The sequence below is a fragment of the Mycobacterium sp. 852002-51057_SCH5723018 genome (assembly GCF_001667035.1).
Classification (GTDB): Bacteria; Actinomycetota; Actinomycetes; order Mycobacteriales; family Mycobacteriaceae; genus Mycobacterium.
Map to the genome: position 1 here is coordinate 1 of NZ_LZIR01000085.1, position 18,317 is coordinate 18,317.

Annotated in this window: 17 protein-coding genes; 6 read left to right on the forward strand and 11 right to left on the reverse strand. The window is 68.6% G+C overall.

The features are described from left to right. The first annotated feature begins 34 nt into the window (after positions 1-34). Positions 35-907 carry a 1,4-dihydroxy-2-naphthoate polyprenyltransferase gene (locus A5764_RS18095; protein ID WP_067115044.1) on the forward strand — a complete coding sequence of 291 codons (873 nt, stop codon included), beginning with the start codon at positions 35-37 and terminating at the stop codon, positions 905-907. 102 nt (positions 908-1,009) lie between these two features. Here the strand turns inward: A5764_RS18095 and A5764_RS18100 are convergent, their stop codons facing one another. Then, positions 1,010-1,372 carry a DUF4229 domain-containing protein gene (locus A5764_RS18100; protein ID WP_067115046.1) on the reverse strand — a complete coding sequence of 121 codons (363 nt, stop codon included), beginning with the start codon at positions 1,370-1,372 and terminating at the stop codon, positions 1,010-1,012. A 45-nt stretch (positions 1,373-1,417) separates the two neighbouring features. Here A5764_RS18100 and A5764_RS28460 point away from each other — a divergent pair, with 45 nt between their 5' ends. Then, positions 1,418-1,579, forward strand: a complete 162-nt coding sequence (locus A5764_RS28460; RefSeq protein WP_156664743.1) for a hypothetical protein — start codon at positions 1,418-1,420, stop codon at positions 1,577-1,579. Between the two features lie 16 nt (positions 1,580-1,595). Here the strand turns inward: A5764_RS28460 and A5764_RS18105 are convergent, their stop codons facing one another. The 7 genes from A5764_RS18105 to hemL are packed head-to-tail and all read right to left on the reverse strand — an operon-like array spanning position 1,596 to position 8,912. Beyond that, complete coding sequence (locus tag A5764_RS18105; protein ID WP_067115174.1) at positions 1,596-2,870, reverse strand: MinD/ParA family protein; 1,275 nt, start codon at positions 2,868-2,870, stop codon at positions 1,596-1,598. A gap of 42 nt (positions 2,871-2,912) precedes the next feature. Continuing rightward, positions 2,913-3,890, reverse strand: coding sequence for a c-type cytochrome biogenesis protein CcsB (gene ccsB / locus A5764_RS18110; RefSeq protein ID WP_067115048.1), 978 nt, complete (start codon positions 3,888-3,890; stop codon positions 2,913-2,915). Further along, complete coding sequence (locus tag A5764_RS18115; protein ID WP_067115050.1) at positions 3,887-5,527, reverse strand: cytochrome c biogenesis protein ResB; 1,641 nt, start codon at positions 5,525-5,527, stop codon at positions 3,887-3,889. Before A5764_RS18115 ends, ccsB begins: the two co-directional genes overlap by 4 nt. Continuing rightward, entirely contained in the window at positions 5,527-6,306 is a 780-nt protein-coding gene (locus tag A5764_RS18120; RefSeq protein WP_067115052.1) for a cytochrome c biogenesis CcdA family protein, read from the reverse strand. Before A5764_RS18120 ends, A5764_RS18115 begins: the two co-directional genes overlap by 1 nt. Next, the gene (locus A5764_RS18125) at positions 6,303-6,884 is read right to left on the reverse strand and encodes a TlpA disulfide reductase family protein (protein ID WP_197501615.1); all 582 of its coding nucleotides are present in this window, start codon (positions 6,882-6,884) and stop codon (positions 6,303-6,305) included. The genes A5764_RS18120 and A5764_RS18125 overlap by 4 nt, the downstream gene beginning before the upstream one ends. A 49-nt stretch (positions 6,885-6,933) precedes the next feature. After that, positions 6,934-7,542, reverse strand: coding sequence for a histidine phosphatase family protein (locus tag A5764_RS18130; protein WP_067115056.1), 609 nt, complete (start codon positions 7,540-7,542; stop codon positions 6,934-6,936). Then, a complete protein-coding gene (gene hemL, locus A5764_RS18135) occupies positions 7,542-8,912 on the reverse strand; it encodes a glutamate-1-semialdehyde 2,1-aminomutase (protein ID WP_067115058.1) in 1,371 nt (456 codons plus the stop codon). The genes A5764_RS18130 and hemL overlap by 1 nt, the downstream gene beginning before the upstream one ends. A gap of 102 nt (positions 8,913-9,014) precedes the next feature. Here hemL and A5764_RS18140 point away from each other — a divergent pair, with 102 nt between their 5' ends. The 3 genes from A5764_RS18140 to car all read left to right on the forward strand — a co-directional run bounded on the left by A5764_RS18140 (position 9,015) and on the right by car (position 13,959). Beyond that, entirely contained in the window at positions 9,015-9,890 is an 876-nt protein-coding gene (locus A5764_RS18140) for a hypothetical protein (RefSeq protein WP_156664744.1), read from the forward strand. Between the two features lie 32 nt (positions 9,891-9,922). Next, positions 9,923-10,318, forward strand: coding sequence for a nitroreductase family deazaflavin-dependent oxidoreductase (locus A5764_RS18145; RefSeq protein WP_067115060.1), 396 nt, complete (start codon positions 9,923-9,925; stop codon positions 10,316-10,318). A gap of 71 nt (positions 10,319-10,389) precedes the next feature. Next, entirely contained in the window at positions 10,390-13,959 is a 3,570-nt protein-coding gene (gene car, locus A5764_RS18150; RefSeq protein WP_067115062.1) for a carboxylic acid reductase, read from the forward strand. A gap of 4 nt (positions 13,960-13,963) precedes the next feature. Here car and A5764_RS18155 read toward each other — a convergent pair whose 3' ends face one another. The 3 genes from A5764_RS18155 to A5764_RS18165 all read right to left on the reverse strand — a co-directional run bounded on the left by A5764_RS18155 (position 13,964) and on the right by A5764_RS18165 (position 16,934). Then, positions 13,964-15,346, reverse strand: a complete 1,383-nt coding sequence (locus A5764_RS18155) for an amino acid permease (RefSeq protein ID WP_067115064.1) — start codon at positions 15,344-15,346, stop codon at positions 13,964-13,966. Positions 15,347-15,409: 63 nt separating this feature from the next. Further along, entirely contained in the window at positions 15,410-16,150 is a 741-nt protein-coding gene (locus tag A5764_RS18160; RefSeq protein WP_067115178.1) for a class I SAM-dependent methyltransferase, read from the reverse strand. A 181-nt stretch (positions 16,151-16,331) separates the two neighbouring features. Beyond that, positions 16,332-16,934: a TetR/AcrR family transcriptional regulator gene (locus A5764_RS18165; RefSeq protein WP_067115066.1), complete on the reverse strand. Its 603-nt coding sequence runs from the start codon at positions 16,932-16,934 to the stop codon at positions 16,332-16,334. Between the two features lie 209 nt (positions 16,935-17,143). Here A5764_RS18165 and A5764_RS18170 point away from each other — a divergent pair, with 209 nt between their 5' ends. Then, positions 17,144-18,310, forward strand: a complete 1,167-nt coding sequence (locus tag A5764_RS18170) for a spirocyclase AveC family protein (RefSeq protein WP_067115068.1) — start codon at positions 17,144-17,146, stop codon at positions 18,308-18,310. Positions 18,311-18,317 lie beyond the last annotated feature (7 nt).

The window sequence follows — 18,317 nt, forward strand, 5'->3', positions numbered from 1 at the left end:
CCGCCCATTGTGGTGCATAGGGCAGGATGCCCTGGTGGCCAGTTTCGCGCAGTGGATCTCGGGGGCGCGGCCGCGCACACTGCCCAACGCGGTGGCGCCGGTGGTCGCCGGCACCGGCGCCGCGGCGGGGCTGCACGCCGCGGTGTGGTGGAAGGCGCTGCTGGCGCTGGTCGTCGCGGTCGCGTTCGTGATCGGCGTCAACTACGCCAACGACTACTCCGACGGCATCCGCGGCACCGACGACGAGCGGGCCGGGCCGCTGCGGTTGGTGGGGTCGCGGCTGGCGACCCCGCGGTCGGTGCTGACCGCGGCGGTGACGAGCCTGTCGGTGGGCGCGGCGGCCGGGTTGGCGCTGGCGCTGCTGAGCGCGCCCTGGCTGATCGCGGTCGGCGCCGCCTGCATCGCCGGGGCGTGGCTGTACACCGGCGGGTCGAAGCCCTACGGCTATGCGGGTTTGGGTGAGGTCGCGGTGTTCGTCTTCTTCGGCCTGGTCGCCGTGCTGGGCACCGAGTACACCCAGGCGGTGCGGGTGGACTGGGTGGGGCTGGTGCTCGCGGTGGCGATCGGCGCGCTGTCGTCGTCGGTGCTGGTGGCCAACAACCTGCGCGACATACCCACCGACGCGCAGTCGCAGAAGATCACCCTGGCGGTGCGGCTGGGCGATGCCCGCACCCGCCTGCTGTATCAGGCGCTGCTGGCGATCGCCGGCGTCTCGACTCTGGTGCTGATGGCGGCGACGCCGTGGTGCGCGGTGGGGTTGGTGGCCACGCCGCTGGCCCTGCGTGCCCTCGGTCCGGTGCGGTCCGGCCGCGGCGGGCGGGAGCTGATCCCGGTGCTGCGCGACACCGGGCTGGCGATGGTCGTGTGGGCACTCGCGGTGGCGGCGGCGCTGGCGCTCGCGCGCTAGGAGGCTTTGACTGTGCGCTCAGGGCTTTGAGTGGGCGCCCAGGGCGCGGGTTCTCGGCGTGTCGTCGCCGTGGATTCACACGCAACGCCCATGAGGCACGCGCTAGGCGCCGGACTCCCCCGGCTCCTCGTCGGCTCGCTCGTCTGGCGCCTCGCCGCGCAGCCGGGCCTGCAGCTGCTCGCGTTCGGAGCGCCGGCGTTCGCCGGCGATCGCCAGCGAGGCGGTGGCGCGCCGGCGCAGCGGGCCGAACAGCCAGATGCCCAGCGGCATCGCGATGATCAGAGCGAACAACACGGCGACGACGACGGGGAACTGGTTGAGCCCCAGCAGGCGGGCGACGCCGTAGACCGCGCCGCTGAGCACGATCACCAGCAGCAAACGCGCCACCGCGTACAGCAAAACGTCGATGACCACGCGGTTTCCTGGGCGATCCCCAGTGCCGTTGTCGCTAGCCCCTTCTGACACAGCCCGAGCCTACGGCGCGGGTATATTCGTCCGAGGAGGTGTTGAGTGCTCTACCTGCTGCTTGTCCTGATTCTGGGGACGCTGATCTACGTTGGCTGGCGCGCGGCGCGGTCACAGGTCAACCGGCCGAAGACTCGCGTGATCGGACCCGACGACGATCCGGAGTTCTTGCGGCGGTTAGGTCACGGGGATAACAACCCTCGCTAGGCCCCGCTAGGCCCTCTTAAACCAGGCCCGGGTTGCGCTGGTCGCCCGGGAACCCGTCGGCGACGACGGCCGCCAGCTCGGTCAGCGATTCACGGGTCGACCGCTTCAGCCGATCGAGATCGATTTCGGCGCCCTCCTCGAGGTGGGGGTCGAAGGGCATCAGCCGCACCGCGCGGCAGCGGCGGGAGAAGTGGTCGATCACCTTGTTCATGTCGACCTTGCCGGTCCGCGACCGCACCGCGTTGATCACCGCGACCGAGTTGCGGACCAGCTCTTCGTGGCCGTGCGCGTCCAGCCAGTCCAGCGTCTGTGAGGCGCTGCGCGCGCCGTCGATGGACGCCGAGCTGACCACGATCAAAACGTCGGCCTTTTCCAGCACCGACGACATCGCCGAGTGCAGCAAGCCGGGCCCGCAGTCGGTGAGCACCAGGCCGTAGAACCGTTCCAGCAGTTCCAGGGTGCGGGCGTAGTCTTCGGCGCTGAACGCCTCCGAGGAGGCCGGATCGTTTTCCGACGCCAGCACTTCCAGGCCGCTCGGGCCCTTGGAGGTGTAGCGCCGGACATCGCTGTAGCGCTCGATGGCGGCGGCGTCGTGCAGCAGCTGGCGCACGGTGGCCGTCGTTTCCAGCGGGATCTTTTGGCTCAGGGTGCCGCAGTCGGGGTTGGCGTCGACGGCCACCACCCGGTCGCCGCGGATCTGGGCGAACGCGGACCCCAGCGTCGCGGTGATGGTGGTCTTGCCCACCCCGCCCTTCAGCGACAGCAGCGCGATCCGGTAGCAACCCCGCAGCGGCCGGTTGACCTGGGCCACCAGGTTGTTGTGACGGGCGGCCCGCGGGCTCTCCCCAAGGTTGATCAGGTGACCGGACACCTCGTAGAGCCACCGGCGCCAACCCTCCGATGGCGGCGGCTTGACCGGCCGCAACAGCATGCCGGTGGACAGCTCCGGATAGGGCGTGTGCGGCACCGGTTCCGGGCGGTAGGGGGACGGGGCCTGGGCGGGCGGCGCTTCGGCCGGGCCGCTGTAGTAGGCGCCGAATGCCGTCGGGTCGACCCGCGGAATGCCGGTGACCGGGGTGGGATCCCAGGGCGGCATCCCCGCGGGCCGCGGCGCGGCCGGTGGTGCCGCCTGCCGCCGCTCGGTGCGGAACCCGGCGAAGGCGCGGGTGGGGGGATCCTGGGTCGATTCGCCCTGCGGCTCGGCGAGGTGCTGGGGCGGTGGTGAAGGCGGCGGCAGCTGAGTGGTCTGCTCATCGGGCGCCCCCGCGCCGGTCGTTGGATGGTCGGACACGTGCACTCCCCCTTGTGTGTTACGTGGGTCGGTTGCTGGCTGTCATCCCACACCCGCATACGAATGCAGGCCCACAGTGACCAGGTTAACGAAGAACAAATTGAAGACCATGGCCACGAATCCCGCGACGTTGATCCAGGCCGCCTTGCGGTCCCGCCACCCGGCGGTCGACCTGGCGTGCAGGTAGGCGGCGTAGATCACCCACGCGACGAAGGAAACCGTCTCCTTGGGGTCCCAGCCCCAGTACCGGCCCCAGGCCTCCTCGGCCCAGATGGCGCCGAAGATCACCCCGAAGCCGAACACCGGGAACGCGAAGATGGTGGTGCGGTAGGCGACGCGGTCCAGGGTCTGGGCGTCCGGAAACCGCCGCACCGTCCGGGCCAGGGCGCCCTGGGCGTCAGGCTCACCCAGCCGCGAGGTGCGCAGCAGGAACAGGATGCTGGCGATGCCGGCGACCATGAACACCCCGGAGCCCAGGCTGACCACCGACACGTGGATCGGCAGCCAGTAGGACTGGAGCGCGGGCATCACCGGGGCGGCGTTGGCGTACAGCCAGCGCCCGGACACGGTCAGCAGGATCAACACCGGCACCAGCAGGAAAACCCACAGCGGGCGGTATTGCGGGCGGCGCAGCACGACCGCGCCGGCGACCAACCCGCACAGGCAGGTCAGATTGATGAACTCGTACATGTTGCCCCAGGGCACCCGCACGGTCGCCAGGCCGCGCAGCACGATGCACGCGAGCAGCAGCGCGATGCCGAGGTACGCCACGGCCAGCCCGGCCCGCCCGACGCGCTCGTCGAACGGCCGCTGCTCTACTTCGTCCACGATGCCGGGGACGGCGCTGTCGGCGCCGACGGAGCCGACCAGCACGCGCTCGCGGCGCTCGGTGCGGCGGCCACCGACGTAGGCCAGCTCGAAGGCCAGCAGCAGCAGGGCGACGACCAGGGCCACCACCGCCGAGGTGAACGCCCAGTCGGAATATCGCGCCAAGCCGACGTTGACGTCCAGGGTGTTCATTTGACGTCCACCTGAGAACTCCTTCGGGACGTGGGGGCCGCTTCGGGCCGGTCGGCGCCGTGTCCGGCCAACAACCGCTCGATCAACCGCTCGAACTCGTCACCCCAACCGGAGTTGTCGGTGCGCGCCAGGCCGCCCAGTTCGACGTTCACCGTACCGGCCGCCTCGCCGCCGGCCGCAGTGAGCCGGACCCACACCCGGCGGCGGCGCACCAGCAGCGAGACCACCAGCCCGGCCATCATCGTGATGGCAAACACCAGCACCCATGTCTGGCCGGGGTCGTGGGAGACCTGCAGATTGACGAACGGCACGGCCCCGTCGAAGCGGACGACGGTGCCCGCGGCCGGACCCTGGTCGATGCGGACCTCCTGGCCGGCGCGCAGGTTGACGCGCTTCTCCTTGGTCAGCCGGCCCTGCTCGATCAGCCGCGGGTCCAGGGTGAACAACGACTGGGGCCGCCCGGTGTCCAGGCCGGTGTCGCCGCGATAGATGTCGATCGCCACCGCGGGGGCGTTGAGCGCCGGGAAGCGCGACGACAACAGCGCGCCGTCGAGTTGCTCGGTCGGCGCCAGCAGGCCCTGGATGGCGATCTCGTGCTGGCGGCGCTCGGTCGGGTTGGGGTAACTGCCGGCGGGCGGGTCGATGCGCGCCACACCCGACGAGAGCAGGGTCTGCGGGTTGTCGGGTCGCCACTGCACGGTCGACGTGCGCGTCTCCCCGCCCGGGAACGTCACGGTGAAGGTGGGCGCGTAGCCGTGCCCCTGCAGGTAGACCCGGTCGCCGCCGACCCGCAGCGGGTGGTTGACCTCCAACAGGTAGTGCCGCCAGTTGTTGGCCGCCAGGTCGCGACCCGACTGGTAGTCGATGTCGGCGGCGAACGAGGTGGCCTGCCCCGACGGCAGGTAGTGCGCCTGAAAGTTGTTGACCCGTAGGCAGATTGGGTGCAGCGACGTGCCGTCGACGGTATTCCCGGCGCGAAATGAGTCGAACACGGCCGGCGAGGCCGAGCAGAATCCCGGGCCGCCGTCGGCGATCACGATCACGTTGCCCTCATACCCGAACAGCTTGCCGACGGCCACCGCGACGAGCAGGCCCAGCAGCGAGAAGTGAAAGACGATGTTGCCGAACTCGCGCAGGTAGCCCTTCTCGGCGGACACCTCGACCGTGCCGGCCTCGTTCGGGTCGGGGTGGCGGATGGCCGTGCGCCAGCCCCGTAACCGGCCGGCAATGGTGTTGGCCAGCGCGTTCAGCTCCTCGGGGGCGGCGTCGAGCCGGACGCCGGCGTGCTTGGGCAGCCGGGCCAGGTTGCGCGGGGCGGGCACCGGGGTGGCGCGCAGGCTGCGGGCGTGCTCGATCATCCGCGGGGTCAGGCAGCCGACCAGCGAGACGAACAACAGCACGTAGATGGCGGTGAACCAGAAGCTGGAGAACACGTCGAAGGCCTGCAGCCGATTCAGCCACGGCCCGATCACCCGATGGGCCTTCAGGTAGTCGTCGACCTTGCCGGCGTTGAGGCTGCGCTGGGGCAGCAGCGCGCCGGGTATCGCGCCCAGCGCGAGCAGGAACAGCAGCACCAGCGCGGTGCCCATCGAGGTCAGCGCGCGCCAGGTGTTGCGGGCTTTTTGGCCGAGCCACATCAAATCGGCAACCTCACGTCGGAGACGAACGCGTCGCGCAGCCAGGAGATGAAGTCGTTCCACAGCCCGGTTACCAGCAGCGCGCCGACCGCGATCAGTAGCGCGCCGCCGAAGATCTGGATGGCCCGGGTGTGCCGCCGCAGCCAGGCCAGGCCCCCCACCGCTCCCGCCGAGCCGAACGCCAGCAGCACGAACGGGATCCCCAGGCCCAGGCAGTAGGCAATCACCAGTACGACGCCGCGGGCGACGTTCGCCCCGTCGGTGGCCGAGGCGACGGTGATCACCCCGGTCAGCGTGGGCCCCAGGCACGGCGTCCAGCCGAGCGCGAACACCGCGCCCAGCAGCGGCGCGCCCGCGACCGTCGTCAACTGCCGCGGGCTGAACCGCGCCTGGCGCTGCAGGGCCGGGATGAGGCCCACGAACACCAGCCCCATCACGATGGTCAGCACGCCGCCGATCCGTTGCAGCACAAGCTGATTGGTGATGAGCGTGGTGGTCATGCCGAGGACGGCGACCGTGCCGAGCACGAACACCGTGGTGAACCCGGCGACGAACAACGCCGCCGACCCCGCGACCCGCCAGCGGGCGGTCGGGGGCGCCTTGATCGCGCCGGGGGGCGGCTGTTCGTCAACCCCGACGACGGCGGCCAGGTAGGACAGGTAGCCGGGCACCAGCGGCACCACGCACGGCGAGGCGAACGACACCAGGCCGGCGAGCAGGCACGCGCCGAGGGCCAGCAGCAACGGGCCGGCGGCGGCGATCTGGGTGAAGCCCGTCATTCTTGGGCCACCCGCTGCACCACGGGCTGCAGATCCTGGGCCAGCAGTTCGCGCAAGAACACCGCCGCCACCCGGTGCTGGCGGTCCAGCACCAGCGTGGACGGGATCACGGTGGTGGGGTACTTGCCGCCGAACGCGATCAGGGTGCGCATCGCCGGATCGTAGATGGACGGGTAGCTGACGTGGTGGTCGTCGACGAAGTCCAGGGCCGCCTGGCGGTTGTTGTCGCGGACATCGATGCCGAGAAAAGACACCCCGGCCCGGGTGGCGTCATACACCTGCTGCAGCTGGCCGACCTCGGCGCGGCACGGCCCGCACCATTGCCCCCACACGTTGATGACGACGACCTGGCCGGCGAAGTCGTCCAGGGAACGGGTGTGCGCCGGATCGGCCAGGTCCGGCCCGGACAGCGGGCCGGGACGGCCGCGGGTCGCCGGCGGGTTGTAGTAGATGTCGGTTTTGCCGCCCGGCGAGACGAATTCGAAGCTGCCGCCCTGGGCCACCGCGTCACGACCCGAGCAGCCGGCCAGCACAATGGCCACCGCCGCTCCGGCCATCGCCAGCCGCCGGGCGGCCAATGCGCCGCTCCTCCTCATCGCTCCGCTCTGCATCGTCGCCGCCGCGTGGTCACGTCGCCGCTGGTTCGCTGTACTCGATGTCGGCCAGGCGGTCGCCGTCGTAGATCAGGGTGGTGACCGAGCACAGCCCGCATTCGCGTCGCCGCGGGTCGTGCCAGAGCCGCTTGCCGCTCAGGTGCAGCCGCAGCGTCCAGACCGGCAGCTGGTGGCTGACGCACACCACCTCGTGGCCGGTGCCGCGGGCGCGCGCCTTGTCCACCGCGGTCGTCATCCGCGCCGCGATCTCGGCGTATGGCTCTCCCCACGACGGCGTGAACGGGTTGCGCAGCTGCCACCAGAACCGCGGGTCTTTCCAGGCGCCGTCGCCGGGGCCGACGCGGCGGCCCTCGAAGAAGTTGGCCGACTCGATCAGATCGGGGTCGGTGTCCACGGGCAGGTCGTGCTTGGCGGCGATGGGTGCGGCCGTCTCCTGGGCTCGCTGCAGCGGGGACGCGATGACGGCGACGATGTCGCGGTCGGCCAGGGCATCGGCGACCGCCTCGGCCTGCGCCCTGCCCTTCTCCGACAGGTGGTAGCCGGGCAACCGGCCGTAGAGCACGCCGCTGGGGTTGTGCACCTCGCCGTGGCGCACCACGTGGACCCGCGTCTGCTCGGCCATCAGGGTTGCGTCTCCGGCGCGGCGGCATCGGCGGCCCGGCGGGCCGCCGTGGGCAAAGCTTCGGCGATCCGGTCGAACGCGGCGTCGTCGAGCGCCGTCGACACGAACCACGTTTCGAAGGCGCTGCACGGCGGGTAGACGCCCGCGTCCAGCAGGGCGTGGAAGAACGGAGGGTAACGCCACGTCTGGCTGGCCCGCGCCGACGCGAAGTCGGTCACCGGGGTCTCGGCGAAGAACACGCCGATCATGCTGCCGGCCCGCGGAACCTGGTGCGGCACACCTGCTTTCGTCAGGGCGTCGGATAGCAGCTCGGCCAGGCGGTCGGCGTTGGCGTCCAGGGTGGCGTAGGCGGCGTCGTCGGCGGCGCGCAGCGTGGCCAGCCCGGCGGCCACGGCCACCGGGTTACCCGACAGGGTGCCGGCCTGATAGACCGGCCCCAGCGGCGCCAGCCGCTGCATCACCTCGGCGCGCCCGCCGAACGCGGCCGCCGGCAGACCGCCGCTCATCACCTTGCCGAACGTGAACAGGTCCGCGGCTACGGGATCGATTCCGTACCAGCCGCTTCGGCTGACCCGGAAACCGGTCATCACCTCGTCGACGATCAGCAGCGCGCCGTGCTCGGCGGTGATCTCGCGCAGCGCCGCGTTGTAGCCCGGCGCCGGTGGGACCACCCCCATGTTCCCGGGGCTGGCTTCGGTGATCACCGCGGCGATCTGGTCGCCGAACCGGTCGAACGTTTGCCGCACGGCGCCGAGGTCGTTGTAGGGCAACACGATTGTGTCGGCGGCCGCGGCGCCGGTCACCCCGGGCGACGACGGCAGGCCGAGCGTCGCCACCCCGGACCCGGCGTCGGCGAGCAGCGCGTCAACGTGGCCGTGGTAGCAGCCGGAGAACTTGACGATTTTGGCCCGGCCGGTGAACCCGCGGGCCAACCGGACCGCGCTCATGGTGGCCTCGGTGCCGGAGTTCACCAACCGGATGCGCTCGACGGGCGCGACCCGCCCGATGATCTCGGCGGCCAGCTGGCTTTCGGCCGGCGTCGGCGCCCCGAACGACAGCCCCGACGCGGCCGCCCGGGTGACCGCGTCGACGACGGCCGGGTGGGCGTGGCCCAGGATCATCGGGCCCCACGAGCACACCAGGTCGACGTAACGGTTGCCGTCGGCGTCGGTGAGCCAGCACCCGCGCGCCTCGGTGATGAACCGCGGGGTGCCACCGACCGCCGTGAACGCGCGCACCGGGGAGTTCACCCCGCCGGGAATGACGGCGCAAGCCTCGGTGAACAACTTCGCCGACTCGGCCACGGAGGCTGTTGACGAGGCTGTTACCGAGGCCGGGGCATGCGCGGTCGCCTGGTCACTGCTACCCATGCCGACCAGTGTCCCAGCCTCCGCGGATCGTTCAACTACAGGGTGTAGCAGGAGGGGGTGTCAGGCCTGGGCGCCGACCGTTGGCGCTGACACAATCGACCGGTGACACGGCAGACGGCCGCCGACATCGCCGCGGCCCGGGTCGCGGCGGTCCGCGAGGATCCGCCCGGCCGGCTCGTGCTGATGCGAGAGCTCTACCGGGTCCCGGCGAACTTCGACCGCGGCCATCTGCCGTTTCGGCAGGCGGCGTCGGCCTTCATGGGATGGCAGCTGCGCCGCGGGCTGCTCAACCCGACGGACGGGCCGGCCGCCGGAAGCCCCTGGTGGCGCGCGATGAACGAGCGCCTGCTCCGCGACGGGTGGGAAGCCCGGGCCCTGGCCTTCGGCCACCCCGGCGCCCCGAGCTCGGCGGCGGTCGCCGCGGCGGTGGAGTTCATCCGGCGCCCGTCGGCCCAGCGCTGGTACCGGGCGCACAACCTCAGCGTCGTCAGCGCGTACCTCGAGCACCGGCAGCTCGCGTCCGGCGAGTCCCGCGTCGAACGTTTCTTCATCAACCTGGTGCTGATGCGGGTCCTCTACGCCCACGCGCTGGTGGCCGCGCCCCGGCTCGCGCTCGGCTGGCTGGCCGTGGCCGGGCGGCCGCTCGGTGACCCACGTTTGGGCATGACGGGCATCTTCTTGTCGCTGTCCCGGGTGCTTCCCGACCGCTACCCGCTCGGCGACGACCTGGCTCCGTACCTGCGGGCCGAACATGGAGTGGCGCACCTGCTCGACGTCGGCGTCATCCAACCGCGAGTCGAGCAACTCTACGACTGGTCGGCTCGCGAACTGGCCGTTCCCGGCCTGCGACAGCTGCTCGACGGCCAAACCCCTTGCTACGCATGGCCGGCGGGTGATCAGCAACCGTGGCATCCGGCGCCCTCTCGGCCGGCGCGGGTGGCACGCGCCTTGTTGCCGCCGACGCGCCTGACGTCTTGATGTCGACGGCACCGACGAGTTGGATTGAGGGCATGAAATTGCCTCAAGGACTCGCGCGTTTCAACCGCCACGTCACCAACCCCATTCAGCGGATGTGGGCGGGCTGGCTGCCCCCGTTCGCGATCGTCGAGCACGTCGGGCGGCGCTCGGGCAAGCAATACCACACGCCGGTGAATGCCTTCTACACCAGCGTGAATGGCAAACCGGGGGTGGCGATCATGCTCACCTACGGCCCCGACCGCGACTGGCTGAAGAACCTCACCGCCGCGGGCAGTGGGCGGATGCGCCGCAACAGCAAGACCTTCGGCATCTCCGACCCCAAGGTTGTCAGCAAGGCCGAGGCGGCGGCGTACGTCACCGGCCGGGCGCGGCCGTTATTCGCCAGGCTGCCGTTCGAGGAGGCCGTCCTGCTCACCAAGACCGACTGACTGCACAGAGGCAGTGCGGGTGTATGGCCCCGGCGCGCGCATGACATGGACCGTGGCCACAGGAGGCACCGATGACTGAGACTGCCACCGAGCTAGGCCGAGAACAGCGACTGGCCGAGCGTGTCGAGCAGCTGTATGCCAACGATCCGCAGTTTCGGGCCGCCGCACCGTCAGCGGAGGTGACCGACGCCGCGCACCGGCCAGGGCTGCGGCTTTCCGAAGTGGTCGACACCTATGTCGACGGGTACGCCGACCGGCCCGCACTGGGACAGCGCGCCTGCGAGGTGAGCCGCGACGAGTCGACCGGAAGCGCGTCCGCGACATTGCTGTCCGGATTCGAGACCATCACCTACCGCGAGCTGGGCGACCGGGTCTCGGCGCTGGCGAGCGCGTGGCAGTCCGGTGTGCCGGGCGGTTTTCGCCCGGGCGACTTCGTTGCGGTGCTGGGCTTCACCAGCATCGACTACGTGGTGAACTACCTGGCCTGCATCCGGCTGGGTGCGGTGTTTGTGCCGCTGCAAACGAGTTCCTCGGCGGCGCAACTGTCCCCGATCGTCGGCGAGACGGCACCGCGCGTGTTCGCCGTCAGCATCGAATCGCTGGACACCGCCGTCGACGTGCTGATCGACGCCCCCTCGGTCGAACGGCTGGTGGTTTTCGACTACACCAGCGACGACGACGGCCAGCGCGATCGTTACGACTACGCCAGCGCACGCTTGGGTGCCGCCGGCCGCCGGGTGGAGATGGTGCCGCTCGTCGCGGAGCTGGAGTCCGGACGCGGGCTCGCGGCCGCGCCGGCGTTCGTGCCGTCGGCTGGCGAAAACCCGTTGGCCACACTGATTTACACGTCAGGCAGCACCGGCGCCCCGAAGGGGGCGATGTACACCACCGACATGATGACCCGCATCTGGCAGCGCCCCCACAGCCCCTCGGTGGACATTGGAAGGCAGATTCCCGCGATCCACTTGCAATACATGCCGCTGTCCCATGTGTACGGGCTGGAATGGCTGATCGCCACGCTGGCCTCCGGCGGAATCGGTTACTTCGCCGCCAAAAGCGACATGTCCACCCTGTTCGACGACATCGGCTTGGTCCGACCCACCGCCCTGAACCTCGTCCCGCGGGTGTGCGACATGTTCTTTCGGCGTTACCGCAAGGAGCTCGACCAGCGATCGCCCGGCGACCTCAGCGCCGAACAGCTGGACGAAATGGTAAAAACCGAACTGCGCGAAGACTTTATCGGTGGCCGAGTGCTCTCGGCGATGTGTGGTAGCGCGCCGTTGTCCAGGCAGATGCATGCCTTCATGGAGTCACTGCTCGACGTCGCGGTCGCCGACGGCTACGGCGCCACGGAGACCGGCGGCGGAATCTTGCGCAACGGCATGTTGAAACGCCCGCCGGTGACCGACTACAAACTGGTCGACGTCCCGGAGCTGGGGTACCTCACCACCGACAAGCCGTACCCGCGCGGCGAGCTCTATCTCAAGGCCAGCACCATCATTCCGGGATATTTCAAGCATCCCGAACTCTCGGCGCAGATTTTCGACGACGACGGGTTCTACAAGACCGGCGACATCATGGCCGAGCTCGGGCCCGATCACCTGATGTATCTGGACCGTTCCAACAACGTCATCAAACTCTCGCAGGGCGAGTTCGTCGCGGTGTCCCAGCTGGAGGCCACCTTCTCGACCAGCCCGTACATTCGGCAGGTTTTCCTCTACGGCAGCAGCGAGCAGCCCTTCCTGCTCGCCGTGATCGTCCCGAACGCCGACGCCATCGGTGACCGGGACGCGCGGGCCCTGATCGCGGACTCGCTGCAGCGAATAGCGGCCGACGCCCGCCTCAACCCCTACGAGATTCCGCGCGACTTCCTTTTGGAATCGGAGCGATTCACCCGCGACAACGGCTTGCTCTCCGGCGTGGGCAAGCTACTGCGTCCGGCCCTCAAGGCGCGCTACGGCGAACGACTCGATGCCATGTACGCCGACATCGAGGCAAGCCAGAGCGACCAGCTCACCGAGCTGCGCGCGGCGAGCCGCGAGCTGCCGACGATAGAGACCGTTCGCCGGGCCGCCGCGGCCACCCTCGGACTGTCGAGCGACTCAGCCCTGGGCGCCGACGCCAAGTTCATTGACCTGGGCGGTGATTCGCTTTCCGCGTTTTCCTTCGCCACCCTGCTGGAGGGGATATTCGGGATCGACCTGCCCGTGCAGACCATCGTCAGCCCCACCGCGACGCTGGCGACGATAGCGAATTACATTGACGGCGAACGGACCTCGGTATCGACACGGCCGACGTTCGCATCGGTGCACGGGCGCGGTGCCACGATTGCCCGCGCGGCGGATCTCACGCTGGACAAGTTCGTCGACGCCGACACCTTGGCCGCCGCCCGCGGTCTGCCCCGGCCGACCGGCACGGTCAACACCGTGCTGCTGACCGGCGCGAACGGTTATCTCGGGCGCTTCCTGTGCCTCGATTGGCTCGAACGGCTGGCGCCGACCGGCGGCAAGGTGATCTGCCTGGCCCGCGGCGCCGACCCGACCGCCGGACGCCAGCGCATCGAGGCCGCGATCGACAGCGGCGACCCCGAATTGTCGGCGCGTTTCCGCGAATTGGCCGACAGGCATCTGCAAGTCCTCGTCGGTGACGTCGGCGCCGCCAACCTCGGCCTCGACACCGCCACCTATGACCGGCTCGCCCGCTCGGTGGATCTGATCGTGCACTCCGCGGCCCTGGTCAACCACGTGCTGCCGTACAGTCAGCTGTTCGGACCCAACGTGGTGGGCACCGCCGAGATCATCAAGCTCGCAATCACCAAGCGGCTCAAGCCAATCAACTACATCTCGACCGTCGCGGTGACCGCGCTGCCGGACGGCGGCTTCATCGGTGAGGACGTCGACGTGCGGTCGGCCAGCCCGTCGCGGTCCCTCGACGAGTCCTACGCCAGCGGCTATGCGACTAGCAAGTGGGCGGGCGAGGTGCTGTTGCGGGAGGCGCACGATCTGTGCGAGCTGCCGGTGGCGGTGTTCCGGTCCGACATGATCCTGGCGCACAGCCACTTCTCCGGTCAGCTCAATGTGCCGGACATGTTCACCCGCCTGATCTTGAGCGTGGTGGCCACCGGTATCGCGCCGCGGTCGTTCTATCGGCTGGACGCGTCCGGAAACCCGCAACGCGCCCATTACGACGGGCTGCCCGCCGATTTCACCGCCGAGGCGATCACCACGCTGGGCGGGAGCATCAGCGCCGGCTACCGCACCTATAACGTGCTCAACACCCACGATGACGGCGTCTCCCTGGACACGTTCGTCGACTGGCTCGTCGCGGCGGGCCACCGGATCGAACGGATCGACGACTACGGCGATTGGCTTACCAGGTTCGAGGCGGCGATGAAGTCGCTGCCGGACAACCAACGGAAGAACTCCATGCTGCCGCTCATGAGCGCCTACGCCAGGCCCGGCCAGCCGACGCAAGGCACCCAGATGCCGGCCGAAAAGTTCCGCGCCGCAGTGCAATCCGCTGGGATCGGTGCCGCCTTGGACGTGCCGCATGTGACCGAGGCGTTGATCGACAAATACGTCTCGGATCTGGAGCGGCTGGGCTTGCTTCGGCCACGCGCGGCGGCGGCGCCGGCGGGCTGATTGCTTATTCCGCGGAAGGGATCTCACGTCCGGCACGGACCCGGCCGCGGGCCCGGGCCCGGGCCCGGGCGAGAAAGTACAGCCCAATCACCACCGCCCAGGACAGCAGGCTGAGCCAGAGCTGACTGCGCGCCGAGCGGTCGAACGCCATCTGCACCAGCACGCCGGTGATCGCGGCGAGCGTGAGGATCGACAGCACCGGGAAGAACCACATCTTGACCCGCAGCTTTTCCTCGGCGGTCCGGCGGCGCAGGATGATCTGCGACAGCGCGATCAGCCAGTAGACGAACAAGATGATGGCGCCCGAGGAGTTGAGCAGGAAGAGAAACACCGTGCCGGGCGCGACCCACGCCATGATCACGCACAGGAACCCGATCGCCGACGAGCACAAGATGGCGAGGTAGGGCACCCCGCGCCGGCTGAGCCTGACCAGCCGAGCCGGTGCCTCACCCCGGTCGGCGACCACAAACAGCATGCGCGACGCCGTGTACAGGCCCGAGTTCAGACACGACAACACCGCGGTGAGCACCACGGCGTTCATCACCTGATCCGCGCCGCGAAGGCCCATGTGCTTGAGCGCCGCCACGTACGGTGAGGCGCCCACCTCCACCGAATCCCAGGGCTGGATTACGACGAGCAGAAAGACCGAACCGACGAAGAAGATCCCGATGCGCGCCACCACCGATCGCGTCGCGCGCTGGACCGCGAGCTCCGGGTCGCGGCTTTCGGCGGCGGCGACGGTGACGATCTCGGCGCCGACCATGGAGAAGATCACCACCACGATGGCGGCGAAGATCGCCCCGACACCCTTGGGGAAGAACCCGCCGTGCGACGTGAGGTTGGAGAAGTCCGGGTGGCGGCCGGGCAGCAACCCGAGCACGAAAACCGTTCCGACGGCCAGGAATACGGCGATCGTCGCGACTTTGATACCGGCGAACCAGAATTCGAATTCGCCGAACGACGACACCGAGAACAGGTTCGTCGCCGTCATCAGCACCATCAGGCACAGCGACAGCAGCCACAGCGGCGCGTGGAACCAATAGTTGAGGACCTTGCCGCCGGCGACGGCCTCGAACCCGACGACGATCACCCAGAAGTACCAATACAGCCAGGCGACCGAGAACCCCGCCCAGCCGCCCAGCGCCCGCCCGGCGTAATCGGCGAACGACCCGGTCGACGGGTTGGCGGCCGCCATCTCGCCCAGCATCCGCATCACCAACACGATCAGCAGTCCGCACAGCGCGTAGGTCAGGAACGCGGCGGGCCCGGTGCCCTTGATCACCACGCCGGACCCGACGAACAGCCCGGCGCCGATCACACCGCCGAGGGCGATCATGCTGAGCTGTCGCTGCGACAGCCCTTGGCGCAGTTGGGTTGAGCCGGCCATGGTTAACCACAGCACATCGGTGGGCGGGGCACCACCCGGGCGCCCGGCGCCACGCGAAGGGCGTCAGTCCAGGCGGGTGGCCACCACGGCCCAGAACGGCAAGTGCACCAGGCCGTCGTCCAGCAGCGGGCTCAGGATGTCCATCTGGCGCTTCAGCGGCTGCATGAGTTCGGCGGTCTCGCCCTGCTGCTCGGCCATGACCTTGCTCATGGCGTCGAATGTCTCGGGGCCGAAGCGGGCCAGGTATGTGGTGACACCCAGGTAGTCCAGGCGCCATCCGCTGGGCCCGAGCACTCGCTCGAAGTTGTCGGCGGCGATGCCGGGCCACTGCAGGCCGTTGACGTTGTGGGTGCCGAACTCGAACATGTACAGCCGCGCGCCCGGTTTGGTGGCGCGGTGCAGCGCCTGCGCGTAGCGGGTCTGGACCGCCTCGTCACCCATCAGCACGTGGTAGAAGGCGCTGTCCACCACGGTGTCGAACCGGCCCTCGAACCCGTCCAGCTTGGTGGCGTCGGCCACCTGGAAATCGACCTGCACCCCGGCCCGCTCGGCGTTGCGCTTGGCCCGCTCGATCGCGGTGGGCGAACCGTCCACTCCGGTCGCCGAATAGCCTTGCGACGCATAGTGAATCGCGTGATAGCCCGGTCCCGTTCCCGGGTCGAGCACCTCGCCGCGGATCGCCCCGTAGGCCACCAGCTGCTGGACGGCGGGCTGCGGGCCGCCGATGTCCCACGGGATCAGCCCGTCGGTGTGTTCTGCTTGGCCGTACAACGGCTCGAATCCGGCGCCCGCGTCAGCTGTCATGATCTTCTCGCTTCCGTGCAATGTAGACGCAATCGTTCACTAATTGATGAGTGTAGCCCGGCCGGCCAAGGAACACACGCGGGCGATCCTCGGTCGTACTACGGCACATCCGTGCCGACGCGACGATGCCGCGGGCGGCTCAATTCTGAACCCAGTGCAACCGCTCCCGGGCGTCCCGCGCTCAGGGCAATTTGAGTACGGACATATACATTTCGAGGACCGGCCTATAGAGGTCGATGTCATCGAGTTGGCTTCCCAGCATGACGGCGTCGGTGGTGGCGACGAGTATGTGGGCGAAAGTCAACGGAGGGATCAGCAGCGTGCCGCCCAACCGGTCGATGCCTTCGACGACGAACTTTGCCAGCGCGTCGACAACGTGCGCTCGCTTGGCGGCGACCTGTTGTCGTGCGTCGGGGTTGCGCAGCAGATAAAGGGTGAACTCGTGTCCCAACGCGGCGTGCTCTGCGCCGCGGTCACGGCCCAGCTGTCGCCACCGCTCGGCGATCTGGTCGAGTTCCCGCGCCCCGATCTGCGTCGCGGTCGACATCACCTCGGCGAAATTGTCGAAATAGCGGCGCCAGTACCGGTCGCTCACTGCCAGGAACAGGTCTTCCTTCGTCGAAAAGTGCTTGTAGATCGCACCTTTCGTGTAGCCCGCCGCATACGCGATGTCATCGAGAGAAGCCGCCATGAAGCCCTTCTCGGCGAACACCTCCTCGGCGGCATCGAGGAGAAGCGAGCGCGTGTGCTCGAGCCGTCGCTCTCGCGTCCAGCGCTCAACCATGCCAGCGATTGTGTCATAGATTCTAAGAAAACCGTTGGTCATTTAGATACTGGTTGGTATATTGGGCCAGACCCGGCCTTCTTCCGGAGAGCGAGCGATGACCGCTGTGGATGTCAGACGTCTGAGGCGCAACGTCATCGCCGATCCGGGTCTCGGGGCAATCGAGTTCGCGAACGCCGTATCACGACGATTCAGAAGGGGACAGTGTCATGACCGAACTGTCGAACAGGAAGCCCGCTGTCACTGAGTCGGTCGGCGATGCGGCTTCGCTTGGCGCCCAGGCTCAGTCGAAAGCGCGGCCCGTGCGGATCTGGGCCGTCGTCGGGGGTGTGATTCTGGCTTTCCAGCTGTATGTATGGATCCGCTGGATCACCGGGCCTTATTTCGTGCGGGTGCCCACGGGGCCGAGCGATCCGCCGATGTTCATGAAGGTCATCCTCCTGACGTGGACGGCCGTCATCGTCGCGGGCCTACCGGTCGGCATCTACTACTTCATCGTCAGGCCTTGGCGGCGGGAGCGGCGTATCACGCTGGACGGCATGCTCCTGGTCGCCTGCGGCCTGATCTTCTTTCAAGATCCACTCCTGAACTACATCAACACGTGGAGCACGTACAACACGTGGATGTTCAATCGGGGCTCGTGGGTGCAGAACATCCCGGGTTGGATGTCCTTCGGGGAACCGGGTCGGATGATGGCCGAGCCGCTTTTGATGAACGCGCCGGGTTACTCGTATGGAGTTCTGCTGTGCACCATCCTCGGCTGTTGGGTCATGCGCCGAGCCAAGGCGCACTGGCCGAACATCAATAACGTTGGGCTGATCGGCATTTTGATCCTGTGGACGTTTTTCTTCGATCTGGTCATCGAGGGCTTGTTCTTGATGCCGATGGGGCTTTTCACCTACCCCGGTGCGATCCGGTCGTTGTCGATCAACGCCGGCACCTACTATCAATGGCCGCTCTACGAGGGGCTCATGTGGGGTGGGGTGCAGGCCGGTTTGTGCGCGCTGCGCTTCTTCACCGACGACCGGGGCCGCACATTCGTCGAGCGTGGTCTGGAACGGGTCCAGGGCAGCTTTGCGAAGCAACAATTCACGCGATTCCTCGCCGTCTTCGGGGCGTGCAGCGTGTTCTTCTTCGTGTTCTACAACATTCCCGCGCAATGGCTCGCCATGCACCAGGACCCCTGGCCGCAGGACATCCTGAAGCGCTCGTATTTCCTGATGGGCATCTGCGGCGACGGGACGGACCGGCCTTGTCCCGATCCCGCGCTGCCGATCCCCAGCAAGAACTCCGGCTACATCAACCGCGATGGCCAGCTTGTGCTGCCAAAGGGTGCAGAGCTTCCGAAGATCGTTCCCTTCGATCGGGGTAAGTGAGGTGCTC

Coding starts and splice junctions, on each gene's coding strand:
- ccsB (WP_067115048.1), bottom strand. CDS start 3,890: ATGAACACCCTGGACGTCAACGTCGGCTTGGCGCGATATTCCGACTGG.
- A5764_RS18115 (WP_067115050.1), bottom strand. CDS start 5,527: ATGTGGCTCGGCCAAAAAGCCCGCAACACCTGGCGCGCGCTGACCTCG.
- A5764_RS18120 (WP_067115052.1), bottom strand. CDS start 6,306: ATGACGGGCTTCACCCAGATCGCCGCCGCCGGCCCGTTGCTGCTGGCC.
- A5764_RS18130 (WP_067115056.1), bottom strand. CDS start 7,542: ATGGCCGAGCAGACGCGGGTCCACGTGGTGCGCCACGGCGAGGTGCAC.
- hemL (WP_067115058.1), bottom strand. CDS start 8,912: ATGGGTAGCAGTGACCAGGCGACCGCGCATGCCCCGGCCTCGGTAACA.
- A5764_RS18145 (WP_067115060.1), top strand. CDS start 9,923: ATGAAATTGCCTCAAGGACTCGCGCGTTTCAACCGCCACGTCACCAAC.
- car (WP_067115062.1), top strand. CDS start 10,390: ATGACTGAGACTGCCACCGAGCTAGGCCGAGAACAGCGACTGGCCGAG.
- A5764_RS18155 (WP_067115064.1), bottom strand. CDS start 15,346: ATGGCCGGCTCAACCCAACTGCGCCAAGGGCTGTCGCAGCGACAGCTC.
- A5764_RS18160 (WP_067115178.1), bottom strand. CDS start 16,150: ATGACAGCTGACGCGGGCGCCGGATTCGAGCCGTTGTACGGCCAAGCA.
- A5764_RS18165 (WP_067115066.1), bottom strand. CDS start 16,934: ATGGTTGAGCGCTGGACGCGAGAGCGACGGCTCGAGCACACGCGCTCG.
- A5764_RS18170 (WP_067115068.1), top strand. CDS start 17,144: ATGACCGAACTGTCGAACAGGAAGCCCGCTGTCACTGAGTCGGTCGGC.